We start from the raw sequence: 13,500 nt of genomic DNA on the forward strand, positions 1-13,500 counted from the left end.
GTGGTCTCCGTCTATGCGCACATGACACCGATCCACGCAGAAAAGGGAAACCTCGGGGATCGGATGGGCTTTCTCATCGCAGATCGGATGCTCGGCGAGAACGCGTATCGCAGGCTCGGCATGCGTCAGAAGGACGACATCGGTCCAGGCACCGTGGGCATCGTGGGCTCTCTCGTCGCTGCGATGTGTGCGACGCCCGGCACCGTCGTGGGCGGTGGCCTCATCAACGGCGCAGCGCGAACATACTCGCCCGATGTCGACTTCCGGGGCGTGCGCGGTTTCCTGACCCAGGCAGTGATTGTCCGGGACAGCGGCAAGCACGCTCCGGTCATCGGTGACCCCGGACTGCTTCTCTCACGAATGATCCCCTTGCCCCTGCGCCGCAGGAAGCCTTTGGGCTTCATCATCCACGATGTCGACCGGGACGAATTCCGGGCCCGCTATCCGCACATGGAAGACTGCCTCGTCGACAACTACGCCCCCGAGGCAGAATTCGTCGACCAGCTCTCCAAATATGAGGCCATCGCCTCTACCAGTCTGCACGGCTGCGTCTTCTCGCACGCATACGGAATTCCGGTGAAGCCATTCGTGCTGACCGACAAGGTGTTCGGCGGAGATTTCAAGTTCCGCGACTACTACTCGTCGTACGGCATCGATCTCGGACGTGACGATCTACCGGCTACCGTTGAGCAGATCCGCGCTGCGGTGCTGGCCTGTCCCCAGCCGACGCGAGACCAAGTGGCCGGCCTGCAGGACAAGCAGCGCATCGCGATTCTGGACGCGCTGGCTGCCGCAAATCGACGGGCTACGGGCGCCAAGCCAGTACGAGCCACTTCCGGTGGCGGCGGAAGCGCAACCTGACACCATCCGGTGAAGTCACCCGTCGGGGAGCCGTTCCCCGACGGGTGATCAAGAACGGTCGCGCTGCCGGCTGTCGGGCAGTATCTCGGCGACCCGGCGTATTTCCTGAGCCAGGTACTCGTAGGCCGGTTTCTGATAGTGGTAGGGGGCCGCAGTCCAACGGTGCTCTCGGTCCGAGACCGCCAGTTCGGAGGGGAGCTCAATAGATCGGTAGCCGAGGTTTTCGAGCAGTGCGTAGTACCTCTCGAACATGGCGTTCACCTCGGCAATGGTGTGTCCAGCAAACGACGGAAGAGCATCGCCCTGGACCGTCACATCAGCCCACGGCGCCCGCACCACAACGACGCGATCGAGAAGCCCGGCGTGGCGAAGCCGGTGCGTGAACCGCTGAAGGGCTACCGACCACAACTGAAGATGGCGTGAAGTTCCGAAGGCCACGTGCACCGGGCGATGGCTCAGTGAGCCCAGAACGCCGCTGTGCTTGAGCTCCGAGGAACGGGTCACCCATCGGCTCCCCGGCCAGGAGAGTACTCCCAATCGTTCATCCACCAGGTCCAAAAGCAAGAGGTCGGTCTCCTTGATCTTGCCCCGCAGTCGCACGACCGCACGGGAGGCGAAGTCGTCGCTGACTGCCCGGCGCTGGAAGTTCGAGGTGAGCTCGAGCTCGCCGGGCAGTTCGATGGCCGGTGTGGTAGCACTGATCAGCGACTGCCGCGCCACGTAGGTCGACAGCTCGAATCCTGGACCCAGGAACTCGAAAGTGTCCCGAGAGACACAACTGCCGTATATGGAGAGGCGGTACACAATGCTCCTTTGGCTGCGCTGTACGGGATGTGCATTGTTCGACGTCCCGGTGATGTGATCCGCCGGAGCGGGGGCAAATTCCGATATGTCCTAACAATGCTCGTCGGATGTCCCGGCCCGGAGACTGTGAATACTTTATCGGTCGGGTGGTGCCGGTCTTGGTCCGGCGCGGCACGTCGGTTTGAAGGCTGAGGACGTCCAACTCGGACAACGACAAGTCATCTGGTGTGCCAGGCCGTCACGACCCGGCAGGTCGACGTAGGATGGACAGCGCCCACTCCCCATGGGTCCCCCACATCCCCCGATCCGAAGGCTGTTCCGTGCGCCGTCCCTCCTTCCTCTTGGCCGCTCCCGCAACCGTGCTCCTGCTCTCCGCCTGCGGCGGATCGAACGGTGAGTCCTTGACGCTGCAGTCGTTCGACTCGGTCGTCGACCTCAAGAGCGCGGTCACCGAAACCGGCGTGACGTGCGACTCGGACCAGATCTCGAGGGGCGAGGGCTACAAGGAATCCCTCAAGTGCGGTGACAACGTGTGGCTCACGGTCTTCGACGGCCCGGAGGACAAGCAGGCGAGAATCGAAACCTACGAGAAGCAGCAGTCCACCTACGTCCAGGGCGAGAACTGGGTCGTCGTGGCCCCGCAGACCACCCTAGACAAGGTGACCGGCTAGTCTCGAACACTTCCCCCCACCTCCCACCTCATAGGAGCACCCCCGTATGGCTCGCATCGGTCTGGTCGGATTCTTCGGCTGGGGCAACTACGGTGACGAACTCTTCCTGGACAACTGGAAGAACAGCATCGGCCTCCACCACGAGGTCTCCGTGGTCCACGACCAGCTGTCCGCCCCGTACTTCTCGCGGCAGGCCACCGAGGTCGCCAAGGAGTTCGACGCTCTGGTGATCGGCGGAGGTGACCTCGTCATCCCCAACAAGATCTCGCCGCTCTACTGGAACCGGGCCTGGTTGCAGCGTCCCATCTACATCAGCGGCGTCGGTGTGCCCACGTGGATCAAGCACCACGCTCCGGACGTGATGGAGAGGTTGCGGCACTTCTTCCAGCACCCCAACGTGCGGCACATCGGTGCCCGCGACCGGGAGAGCGCCGAGTGGATCCGCCGCCACCTCGAGCCGACCGTGCCCGTGGAGGACCACGCCGATCTGGTCTTCAACATGACCATGCCCCCGGCGACGGTCTTCGAGAACCCGACGGTCGGCATCAACCTCCGCACCCACCGTGCCGACTCGGACCCCACCCAGCTGGTGAACGTCTGCCGTGAGATGCGCTCCCGCGGCTACGACGTCGTCAACATCGTCCTGGGAACGGGACGGACACGGGCCGCGGACCTCGACGTCGCCAGGCAGTTCCCCTTCGAGGACCAGATCGTCCTGGAGTCGGAGAACATGCACGACCTCAGCTCGTACCTCGGCGGGCTGGACCTGCTCCTGTCCAACAAGTTCCACGGCACGGTCGTCGCCACGATGTACGGAGTGTCGTCCGTGGTGCTGTCCGCGACCACCAAGAGCAGAAACCTCTACTCCCGGCTCGACCGCCGGGCCCTGCTCTCCACCAACGAGGACCCGGACATGCTCGCCAAGGCCGACCTGGCTCGGGTCCCGGTCTCCCGGTTGGCAGTCCAGGAACTGGAAGCAGAGGCCAACACGGCCGTCCGCGCGCTCGTCCGGCGGATCGACAACGACTTCCCCGCCCCCGCGCAGAGGCCTGTCCCGTGAGCCATCACACGGCTCCGGGCGTGCGTCTGCCGGAGGAGCATGTCGACGCAGTCTCGGAGGCACTGCAATCCGCCGACGCAACTCTGGCGACTGCCATGGTTCAGCGGCTTCTGGCGGAGCACGAGTACAGTGCGGCGGCGGATCTCATGGCTCGGTGGGGTGACCGGTTCGACGGGGACGCGGCCTATTTGAAGGCCCGCCGCGGGGTGCTGGGCAAGCTCGGCGAACTCTCCGCGGCGCTGACCGCCAACCACAGGCTCATCGGACTGCGACAGGTCTCCCCGGACGCGGTGGCAGGGCTGGAGGGCCGGATCCGGGAACTGAAGGGGCGGGGTCCGCGCCTGCAGGGTCCCGTCCGCCCCGTGGATCCGGTCTCACCGCAGCGGATCGTGCACCTCGTCAAGGAGAGCCGTCCCTATCTGTCCAACGGCTTCACCTCCCGGAGCCACTACAACTTCGTGGCCGAGAAGAAGGCTGGGCTCGAGCCGATCGTGGTGACCGAGCCGGGGTTCCCACGGTCGGTGGCGAAGGGACCGGTGCGCAAGGAGATCCTGCTCGACGGCGTGGGCCACTACCACCTGGATCTGGGGGACGTGGATCTCCGCAGCCTACCCCTGGACCGCTACCTGCAGCTGTTCGCCGACATGGCGTATGAGCGGATCGCCAAGATCCGACCCGCTGCCATCCACGTGAGCTCAGGCCGCCGGGGATACGAGACCGCACTCGTCGCGCTGGCCATCAAGGACAAGACCGGACTGCCGGTGGTCTACGAGGTCAGGTCCTTCTTCGAGAGCAACTGGACCGGTGAGGTGCGGTACGAGGCGCAGGGCGAGATCTACGACGAGCGCTGCCGGCTGGAGCTGGAGTGCATGGAGCGGGCGGACCTCGTCCTCACGATCGGGCAGTCGATGAAGGACGAGATCGTCGCGCGAGGCCTCCCGGAGGACAAGATCGGGATCATTCCCAACGGCGTCGACGTGGAGCGTTTCACTCCGCGCGACAGGGACTGCGACCTGGCGGCGCGTCTGGGCCTGGGGGACGTGCCCACCTTCGGCTACGTCTCCAACATGGACCACTACCGTGAGTCCCAGGAGACCCTGGTGAAGGCTGCCGCCCACCTCGCCCGGGCCGGGCGTCCGGAGCACTGTGTCCTCGTCGGGGACGGCCCCCGCCGGAAGTCGCTCGAACAGCTGGCCGCCTCCCTGGGCGTGGCCGACCGCGTGCACTTCACGGGCCGCGTGGACCACGACGAGATCACGGCCTACTACTCGCTGATCGACGTCTTCGTGGTCCCGCGCACCCGGGAGCGCGCCGCGACCTACGTCACCCCACTGAAGCCCTTCGAGGCCATGGCCATGGGCCTGCCCGTGGTCGTCAGCGATCTCCCTGCCCTGACAGAGATCGCCCCGGCCCCCGAGCGTGGGTGGAACTTCCCCGCGGACAGCGCCCGCGGCCTCGCCGACGTGCTCCGGTCGGTCTTCGACGACGACGAGGAGCGCGTCCGCCGCGCGGGCGCCGGCCTGGACTGGGTCCGTGCCGAACGCCAGTGGGCGCACAACGGACCGCGGTACCGGGAGCATCTCGCACGTGTCGTGGCACGAACGGAGGCATGATCACAGTGCTCATCCATCTCAACGGATTCCGTGCGACGGCCACGACACCGGTGCAGGAGATCCACCAGGCCATCCGTGCCGTGGGAACGGATCCCGCGCCGCACCTGCTGGGGTACACGGCCGTCGCCCGCATGAATCCTTACCAGGCTCTCCTGTACCGGTCCTTCGCCTCGCACGGGGTGGCCACCGCGCCCATCCTCAGCGGCTTCGACTTCCAGGTTCTGCCGGAGTTCCGGCGGCTGACGACCACGCAGACGATCCACTTCCACTGGATCAACTGGGTCATCGGCAACGCCCCGGACGCCGAGACCGCCGGCGTCAAGGCACGAGGCTTCCTGGGCCGGGTGGACCGGTTCCGAGAAGCCGGAGGCAAGGTGCTCTGGACCGCCCACAACGTCTACCCCCACGATGCGACGTTCGTGGAGGAGGAGCTCATGCTCCAGCAGGGCCTGGCCGATCGGTCGGACGCGGTGCACCTGATGTCGCCCGCCACCACCACCGCCATGGACGGCGTCCTCGACGTCCCCACGGAGCGCACGGTGGTGGCACCCCACCCCAGCTACGTCGGTGCCTACGAGAACTTCGTCTCGCGCGCCGACGCCCGGGCGGCCCTGGGGATCGACGGTGACGAGGTGGTCTTCGTGCTGTTCGGGGCCCTCAAGGCCTACAAGGGCTTGCACCCCGTTCTGGACGCGTTCCAGGCGCTGTGCGCCCAGGACCGTGCAACGGCCTACCGGCTGGTGGTCGCCGGCCACCCGGACGACGACCCAGAGGTCCGGCGGTTCGTCGATCGGTGCCTCGTGGACCCGAACGTCCTCATCGAGCCCAACAGGATCCCGGGCAACAAGGCGCAGTACTACCTCAACGCCGCGGACGCAGGGCTGCTCACCTACACCCGCTCGCTCAACTCCGGAGCCGCACTGCTGTACCTGAGCTTCGGCCTGCCGGTCCTGGCCACCGACACCCCGGTCTTCCGCGAGGCTCTGCCCGGAGAGCACGTCCGCTACGTCGACTCGCCCGGTGAGCTGAGCGCTGGAGAGTTCGCTCAGCATCTTCGCAGCATCGGTGAGGTCGGCGCATCGACCGACAGGGGCGACGTCCTGGACTCGATCGGGCACCTCGACTCCGCCGCGGTCAGCACCAGGTTCTGCACAGATCTGGGGACCATCCTGGGATGGTGATCAGTGCAGAGATGACAGGACAGCGCCGCGACCTCGACCGCTACGACCGGAAGAGGTCCGCGTTCGCCGGGATCGCCGACTTCCTCCAGACCGGCGCATCGAGCCGCCAGATCCTGTCCCTCGGCCGGATCCACCCGCTGGACATCCACATCAGTCCTGCGGGCGCGGACACCACCGTGGTCGTCTTCCACGCCGCACTCACCGGCAATGGGACAGCCCTGCCGGTCTTCGCCGGGGCCCGGATGCTCCGTCCGTTCTCCGTGAACCTCATCCAGGTCGCGGACCCCGGTCTCTACGCCGCTGACGACCTGGAGATCGGGTGGTTCGCGGGGACCCGCGCACACCCGATCCAGGAGGAGCTCGTCGTCGTTCTCCGGCACCTGTTCGAGGAGCTCGGAGGAACGCGCAAGGTCTTCTTCGGCCCGTCCGCCGGCGGGTACGCGGCTCTCTACTACGGGAGCCATTTCCCGGACGCCGTGATCGTCCCGGTGAACCCGCAGACCATCCTGGAGCGCTTCAACCGCGACCAGCAGGCCGCCTACTGCGCCGCCGCGTGGAACGCCCCGCCCGAGGAAGTCTGGGGCACGGAGGTGGACGCCGACCTCCGGGAGACGTTCGCGGGACACAACGAGAACGACATCCTGTACGTCCAGAACGAGCGTGATCCCCACCTGCAGGAGCACATGGAGCCGTTCCTGGCCACTCTTCCCCCGGACCGGATCGAGGTGCTCCGCGGCGACTGGGGCCGGGGGCACCAGGCGCCACCGACCGAGGAGCTCAGCACGATCCTGTCGAAGGTGCTGCCGCGCAGGGGGTGACACCCTGGGCTCAGCGCAGGACCTCCGCCAGGGCCAGGACTCTCCCGGGCACCCCGCGGGCCTGCCCGAGCGGCACAGCGGAGTCCCGAACGTCGCTCCTCGCCTGCTCCACGAGCGCAGCCCACGTTGTCGCGAGCGCGGACGCCTCCACCACGTCCGCGGCGGCGTCGACGAGCGGGGCCACGACGGCGCGAGTCAGTCTGCCCCGCAGCCGGTCCTGGTCGACGAACGACATCAGGCTCGGCACCGGACCGTCGGCCACGTCCTCCGCCTCACCGAAGACCCGGTAGCTCGTCAGATCCGCCGAGGACACGGGGCCGCCCAGCCGGCGCAACCGGTCCACGACCTCGCGCGGGCTCCGGTCCTTCTCCGCACGGTCGAAGGGCCGCGTCGCCAGCGCCGGGCTGAGCAGCAGGAGCAGGTCGTCGGGGATGTTCCGGGGCCCCGTCATCCGGTTGGGGTACCGGTCCGGGGTCAGCTTGCTCAGACCCACGAGATTCCGCTGCTGCAGGGGACGCAGGCCGAACTTGGTCACCGGTGTGAACCGGCCGCCGTGGAGGGCGTTGCGCAGTGCCAGGTAGTGCCATTCGGCGCTGAGGGGGTCATTGGGTGAGATGCCGATTTCGTGTAGCACCTCCTCGCAGACGGCTCGGACGCTCTCGGCCACGGCGGGTTGGGTGCGAGCGATGGAGTCGACCACGGCCGTCACCGGCCGCAGCCCGTAGTTGCCCTTGTAGAGCTCCGAACCGTACCCGGCGACGGCGAACCGTCCTTTGGCCCGGAGACCGTAGGCCTGCAGCTTCAGGGCGTAGTAGTTCAGGCTGTTGTCCGAGTACCAGAGGCCCACCGGGTTCGCCACGCGCCACAGCTGCTGGTTGCGGTCCTCAGCGGTCTCCGTGGTGCCCAGCGGGAACCTGAACTCCTCGGCGAGCGCAGAGACCACCTCGAAGTCCCGACGGTGCTGCTCGGACATGTTCGTGCACGAGAAGCGTGCGGTTTCCCGTGCGACCGGGGACAGCAGCGCGGCCGCCAGGCAGATGCGGGAGTCCTTGCCCCCGGACAGGGAGAGCCGGGCGTGCTGCGGTCCCCCACCTGCGATGGTGTGCACGAGCGAGGCGATGCGCACCGCCGCCGTCCGTACCTCAGCGGCGTAGTCGTCGGACCCCACCTGGAACACCTCCCGCAGAGGACGGCGTTGGACCTCCGACCGGATCGGCCCACGAGCGAGGGACAGCCGTACTCGTTGCCCGACGGGGACGTAGGAGATCTCCTTGACCAGAGTGCGCGAACCCATCAGCTGCGCCGACATCGAGTTGCCCCACCGCAGCGAGTCGGCCACCGTGGCGTCGACGGTGCACTGCAGACCGAGCCGGCGGCGCAGGGACATCAGCACGTATGCGGAGTCCGACACCAGCACGAGTCCTGGCTCCGTGGACACGAACATCGACATGCTGCGGTACAGGTCGGTGCTCACGGACAGCGTCTGCTGGTCCCAGCGGACCCGTGTGTAGCAGCCCGGGAGGTCCTCGGCCCCGGGGTCTTCGGCGGGAAGACGGCTGTGACCGGAAGCCCCGAAGACGATCCGCTCGTTCTCGTCGTCCACGGCGAATCCGGAGAACAGCGTCCCGTCCCGGGCGTCCACGTCGGCCGCAGCGTCCCGGGCCACCCAGCTCAGTGCCCACCCGCCCCCGAGAGGACGGTCCAGGACCTCCCGGGGGTGACGGCGTGACAGGGCCGAGAGAATGTCCTCGGCAGCCGGTGCCACCGGTCCGTGGCGGACCACGAGCAGGTAGTTCGCCACTAGAGCGCGCGTTCCAGGACCGCCGGCTCCTGGACGGCGGAGAGCTCGCCGGCGGAGGAGAACATCGACGGAACGGGACCCCGGTCCGTGACCGTGTGAGCGTCCGTGATGCGCACCGAGACGCGGCTGTACCTGGGCCAGGACTGTGCGGGGTAGCAGCGGCCGTTGACGCGCAGCGACACGTCGACGGGCAGTTCCTGAACACCCGCGGTGCGCACCCGGAGCATGACCGGCTCCTTGGAGCGGGCCAGGTCGTCGGTGAACTCGTGCTCGCCGATCCTGACGACCAGGGTGATCTTGCCTTCGTTCTGCGGCCTCTCGTAGTTGCTGGTCACGAGCAGGGACACCTCGACGGGCGCCGCGGTGTCGAGCTGCAACGAGCAGCTGTTGTGGATCTCATGTCCGGGCACGGGAGCCGTGGTGGGCAGGGAGATGTGCAGCGCGCGCGGAGAGTCGAACAGGACGTTGAGGGCACGTTCGGGCAGCTCGACACCCGTGGCCGAGAACTCGGCCTTGGTGAAGGCGGCGGTCGGCTTCTGGATCACTGCACCGGGGCTGGGCGGAGCCACCGGCTTCTCCGCCGGGATCTCATACACGGCGGGGCGGACCTCCGCAGCAGCGACGCGCAGTGCGGCAGCTTCGAGGGCCGCGCGTGCGTCCCGTTCCAGGACGCCCACGGCGTCGAGCGTACGTCGATCCGCGATCTCTCCCTCGGCGAGCGCCGTCGTCAAGAGGTCGTGGATCGTCTCCCACGAACTCTCCAGGGGGACGGCGAAGTGTGACCGCTGGACCTCCTGGAAATGCCGCTCCACCTTGGGGTCGTAGACGAGTCCCACCGTGGGGACGGCGCAGCGATGCGCGAGGAGGGCCGCGTGCAGGCGCATCGTCACGAGCGCGTCGAGCAGCCCCAGGCACTGGTGGAAGGCGTCCAAGGCGGGCGGGTCGGGCATCAGGTAGAAGGGCACGTGGGGCGACAGCCGCTCCTGCAGGGAGGCGAGGATCGAGCGGTCGTGGGCGGCCCCGCCCTGCATGGGCACTCCCACGACGGCGATGCGCTGGGAGCCGGCGACCGTGTTGAGGGCCTTCTCGACCTCCGCGAGGACCTGGTCCATGTCGGCGTGGGACCACTTGCGCAGGTTCACACCCACCAGCCGGTATCCGTCCGACTTGAGCCGCTCCAGCTCTTCGGTGGACCCGGCCGTCGTGGCACCCTCGGGGAGGTCCACGGCATAGACCACGTCCGGGGCGTGACGGATCTTCTCGGGGGAGACGCCGGTGCCGACGATCAGGTCCCGCGACTCCGGGTCACGGATGAGAATGGACTCCGTCTGCTGGGCGAGGAAACGCACCATGGCCCGGGCGTCCTGGTCGTGGAGCGGACCGGCCCCCAGCCCGATGACGTGGTACGGGATGCCGAGCACTCGACCCATGAGGGGGAGGTTGCCGAAGCCCGCGATGGACATCGTCGAGCCGCTCACCAGGCTCGCCAGACCGCCTGCGCGGTGGAACGTGAGGTCGTGCCAAAGCCCTCCGCCTCCGACGACCACGGCGTCCGCCGTGTGCAGCTGGTAGGCCGAGTCATAGACGTCGGCTCGCTTGAATGCCTGGAGTCCGTGCTGGAGCTCGACATGACGTGGGTTCTCTGCGGCGACCACCACCTGGACGGCGGGGTCGGAGCGGTGCAGCGCGGCGGCGATGGAGCGGAGGATGAGCTCGTCACCGAGATTGCCAGCACCGTAGAACCCTGACAGCAGCACCTTCCGGGCTCGCGGCACCGACTCCCCGAGAACGGTGCGGACCTCTTCCGCCCGGGACTCGCTCAGCCAGGGAGTGGTGTGGGGAGAGGCATGGCGGACCGTGTCGAAGAGCTCCATCCAGCGGTGCTCGTACAGGTGGTGCTCCACCAGGCGGCGGAAGCCGTTGAGCCTGATGCGCTCGTACTCGGCCGGGTCGTCGAGCAGGGCGGCGATCTTGGTGGCCAGGTCTTCGTCGTCCTTGTACCCGATGATCTCGTCGCCGTAGTCGAAGAAGCGTGCCATCTCGTCGAACTCGCCGGTGGCGATGACGGCGCCGGCTCCCACGGACTCGAAGACGCCGCACTTGATGTTGATGAACCCTGCCCGGGTCAGCGGGAAGTTGACGTGGACGCGCCCCATCTTGAGCGCCTGCAGGGCCTTGTCACCGGCAACAGGCTCGCTGTCAGGGATGTCCCATCCACGGCCGTAGGTCTTGACATCGAACTGCCGGTGTAGCGCCGTCATGGTCTGGTTGCGATCGGGCCTGTTGTTCGCGTGTCCCAGGCAGATGACGTCGGCCGCCATGGAGGGCTCGTCGTCCACCTCTTGCGTGACGAACCCGCGGTCGATGCCGAACGGGAAGTACACAGTGTTGTGCACCTCTTTGTCCCGGTACATCTGGAGGGACAGCTCCGCGTTGGTCGTGTGCACGTCGAACACGTGGGCGTGTGCGTGGACGCTGGGGAAGACATCGGGGTCGCTGAGCGTGATGCCGACCAGGACGATGCCCTGCGCCTTGAGCCAGGCGGCGTCCTCGTCCGTGAACGTGAGGCCACCGGCGCAGCAGATGATCATCTGCGGGCGGAAGCGCTCGACGATGGGGGTCAGCTTATAGGCCTGGACGTAGATGGGACCGTTGCCGCCGGAGACCCGCTCCGGGTTCTCCGTGATCCGGTGGTGCTTCATGTCCAGGTCGAGGACGTGGTGCCCGAGGTTGCGCAACGAACGCGACAGCGACGAGACGATGTCCGTGGTGCCGTTGATGGAGCGGCCGAGGAAGAGGATCCGCCAGTGGACGCCCTGGTCGAAGACCTTGTTCTCGAGGTCGGCTTTGAGCTCAGCGATGGTCTGCATGTTCTCTTTCGGAGTCGGGTGGTTGGCGTTCGCGGTGTCAGTCATGGTGCGTTTCCAAGGCGTCGATCCAGTGGGAGTACTCGGCGAGCACGGCCTGGCCCAGGCGGTGCGCGCGGTCCAGGTCCGTCTTCAGCAACGGGGCGGAGTCCGGCTGCTTGACCTCGGTCACGTCCACGAGCCGGTGCGCAACGGCGAGCTGGACGGCGGCATACCGGTCGTCGTCCCGTGACAGGTCCTGGACCGCGTGGGGTACCAGGTGCGCGCCCTGCCGGAGAAGGGCCGCCTGGACCACCACGGAGGGGACGTCGTGAGGCGCGACGCCGCGTGTGAGCGCCAGGGCCGCCAGGGTTCCTGCCGCCTGGCCCACGGCCGTGACGGTCGGGTGCAGCCGGACGGCGGCGGCGGCCACGCGTGAGGCGGAGAGGTTCTTCTCGGCGGCGATGAGCGGCACGGGGGACTGGGGGAGCAGGGAGTCCAGGGGAATGGCGAAGGGGCCCTCGCGCCAGGTCCGCGGTTTGTCGAACACGGACTCGCCCAGGTCCTCCTCGAGGAACAGCTGGGTCCGGCCGCCGTGGAGATCCGGGGGGTAGGTGCCGACGGCGACGGCCGTCACGTCCCACGGGGCCACGCTCCGGTTGGTGCGGCGGAAGATGGTCTTGCCGGTCATGGTCTCCCGGCCGATGAGCCGGACGGACTCCCTGATGTAGGGGACCGGAGGGAGATGCCTGACCACAGCCTCGGGGAATCCTTCGGTCACCCGTGGGTCGCGCGGGACCGGTCCTTCGCCGAAGCCTTCGTCCGTGGTGACTCCCCAGTCCAGGCCGAGGTCGTGCTGCAGGTAGTAGAGGATGGACAGGGTCCGGGCGATCGCTTCCCGCTCGAAGCGGATCCGTTCGGACTCGTCAGTGAAGTAGGAGGCGCAGACCGGCTGGTCGTTGTGGAAGTTCAAGGAGGTCCGGGTGATGAGCTCCCACTGGGAGCCGGTGTAGTCCGAGTCTCCGGCGAGGTCCGGGGCGGCGCGGTAGCCGGCGAAACCGTTGATGTGGCCGATCCGCGCGGTGCCGGGGCCGTGGGGGAAGCCGTTCAGGATGAAGGGGAGGAAGTTTTCGTAGCCTTCCGGCGGCTCCGTGAGACGCAGTTCCGGGGGAAGGGTTCCCGGGGCGTACTGGCGGATCATGGCCGTCTGCGTGATGTCCTGCACCGCGATCCGGTCGAGATCGGCGCGGTTGTAGGCGGTGCCGTCGAAGACCGCGTTGCCGAGCCGGTGGGGGAGCCGGGAGTGCCGGATGACGGACCCGTCCTCGGTCGCGTCGACGACGATCTTGCCGGTGACGGTGCCGGCGGACGTCTGCACCTGCGCGTTGCCGCGCCTGACCTCGGCGCCTTCGACCCGGACGTTGCGGAAAACGCGGACTCCGCATTCGGTGAGCATCTGTGTGAGTACCCGGTCCACGACCACGGGATTGGGGGCGAAGGAGTTGTCGCGGTACTGGGAGACGTTGACGCTCCTGTGCAGTCGGTACCGGTACAGGTTGGTGACGCGCTCGCGGAACTCCGACCAGAGGCCGTAGCCGTTGATCTGGTTCTCGTAGTACATGGTCACGTCCATCGCCGAGACACCGGCAGGACCCGCCTGGCCGCCCAACATGTGTGTCGGCTCCACCACGACGACCTTGACGCCGAGGCGGGCCGCGGCGACCGCGGCCGCGCATCCCGACAGCCCGCCGCCGACCACCAGCAGCTCGGTGTAGAGAGGGAGTTTGGTGGGCACGGTGGCCCACAGCTTGCGGTGGACGGGGGAATCCAGGGAACTGGTCATGG

Annotated in this window: 10 protein-coding genes; 6 read left to right on the forward strand and 4 right to left on the reverse strand. The window is 67.6% G+C overall.

Annotation, left to right across the window (positions count from 1 at the left end):
* Positions 1-861, forward strand: coding sequence for a polysaccharide pyruvyl transferase family protein (locus tag IEW07_RS14695; RefSeq protein WP_188538548.1), 861 nt, complete (start codon positions 1-3; stop codon positions 859-861).
* 48 nt (positions 862-909) lie between these two features.
* Here the strand turns inward: IEW07_RS14695 and IEW07_RS14700 are convergent, their stop codons facing one another.
* Positions 910-1,665, reverse strand: a complete 756-nt coding sequence (locus tag IEW07_RS14700; RefSeq protein WP_188538550.1) for a DUF6270 domain-containing protein — start codon at positions 1,663-1,665, stop codon at positions 910-912.
* Positions 1,666-2,066: 401 nt separating this feature from the next.
* Here IEW07_RS14700 and IEW07_RS14705 point away from each other — a divergent pair, with 401 nt between their 5' ends.
* The 5 genes from IEW07_RS14705 (at position 2,067) to IEW07_RS14725 (ending at position 7,008) form a co-directional block, all read left to right on the forward strand.
* Complete coding sequence (locus IEW07_RS14705; protein ID WP_188538552.1) at positions 2,067-2,336, forward strand: hypothetical protein; 270 nt, start codon at positions 2,067-2,069, stop codon at positions 2,334-2,336.
* 46 nt (positions 2,337-2,382) lie between these two features.
* The gene (locus tag IEW07_RS14710) at positions 2,383-3,396 is read left to right on the forward strand and encodes a polysaccharide pyruvyl transferase family protein (RefSeq protein WP_188538554.1); all 1,014 of its coding nucleotides are present in this window, start codon (positions 2,383-2,385) and stop codon (positions 3,394-3,396) included.
* Positions 3,397-3,491: 95 nt separating this feature from the next.
* Positions 3,492-5,009 carry a glycosyltransferase family 4 protein gene (locus IEW07_RS14715; RefSeq protein WP_188538555.1) on the forward strand — a complete coding sequence of 506 codons (1,518 nt, stop codon included), beginning with the start codon at positions 3,492-3,494 and terminating at the stop codon, positions 5,007-5,009.
* Entirely contained in the window at positions 5,006-6,190 is a 1,185-nt protein-coding gene (locus IEW07_RS14720) for a glycosyltransferase (protein WP_188538557.1), read from the forward strand. Before IEW07_RS14715 ends, IEW07_RS14720 begins: the two co-directional genes overlap by 4 nt.
* Positions 6,184-7,008, forward strand: coding sequence for a hypothetical protein (locus tag IEW07_RS14725; protein ID WP_188538559.1), 825 nt, complete (start codon positions 6,184-6,186; stop codon positions 7,006-7,008). The genes IEW07_RS14720 and IEW07_RS14725 overlap by 7 nt, the downstream gene beginning before the upstream one ends.
* Positions 7,009-7,018: 10 nt before the next feature.
* Here the strand turns inward: IEW07_RS14725 and IEW07_RS14730 are convergent, their stop codons facing one another.
* Genes IEW07_RS14730 through IEW07_RS14740 form a run of 3 tightly spaced genes read right to left on the reverse strand, consistent with a single transcriptional unit; the run spans position 7,019 to position 13,498 of the window.
* Positions 7,019-8,809, reverse strand: a complete 1,791-nt coding sequence (locus tag IEW07_RS14730) for a hypothetical protein (protein WP_188538561.1) — start codon at positions 8,807-8,809, stop codon at positions 7,019-7,021.
* Positions 8,809-11,724, reverse strand: a complete 2,916-nt coding sequence (locus IEW07_RS14735) for a polysaccharide pyruvyl transferase family protein (RefSeq protein WP_188538563.1) — start codon at positions 11,722-11,724, stop codon at positions 8,809-8,811. Before IEW07_RS14735 ends, IEW07_RS14730 begins: the two co-directional genes overlap by 1 nt.
* Positions 11,717-13,498: an FAD-dependent oxidoreductase gene (locus IEW07_RS14740; RefSeq protein WP_188538564.1), complete on the reverse strand. Its 1,782-nt coding sequence runs from the start codon at positions 13,496-13,498 to the stop codon at positions 11,717-11,719. The genes IEW07_RS14735 and IEW07_RS14740 overlap by 8 nt, the downstream gene beginning before the upstream one ends.
* Positions 13,499-13,500: the final 2 nt, after the last annotated feature.

It is taken from the genome of Kocuria dechangensis (assembly GCF_014636775.1).
Classification (GTDB): Bacteria; Actinomycetota; Actinomycetes; order Actinomycetales; family Micrococcaceae; genus Kocuria; species Kocuria dechangensis.

Excerpts from the sequence above, each read along its gene's own strand:
- IEW07_RS14715 (WP_188538555.1), top strand. The coding sequence starts at position 3,492 with ATGGTTCAGCGGCTTCTGGCGGAGCACGAGTACAGTGCGGCGGCGGAT.
- IEW07_RS14735 (WP_188538563.1), bottom strand. The coding sequence starts at position 11,724 with ATGACTGACACCGCGAACGCCAACCACCCGACTCCGAAAGAGAACATG.
- IEW07_RS14720 (WP_188538557.1), top strand. The coding sequence starts at position 5,006 with ATGATCACAGTGCTCATCCATCTCAACGGATTCCGTGCGACGGCCACG.
- IEW07_RS14740 (WP_188538564.1), bottom strand. The coding sequence starts at position 13,498 with ATGACCAGTTCCCTGGATTCCCCCGTCCACCGCAAGCTGTGGGCCACC.
- IEW07_RS14725 (WP_188538559.1), top strand. The coding sequence starts at position 6,184 with ATGGTGATCAGTGCAGAGATGACAGGACAGCGCCGCGACCTCGACCGC.
- IEW07_RS14710 (WP_188538554.1), top strand. The coding sequence starts at position 2,383 with ATGGCTCGCATCGGTCTGGTCGGATTCTTCGGCTGGGGCAACTACGGT.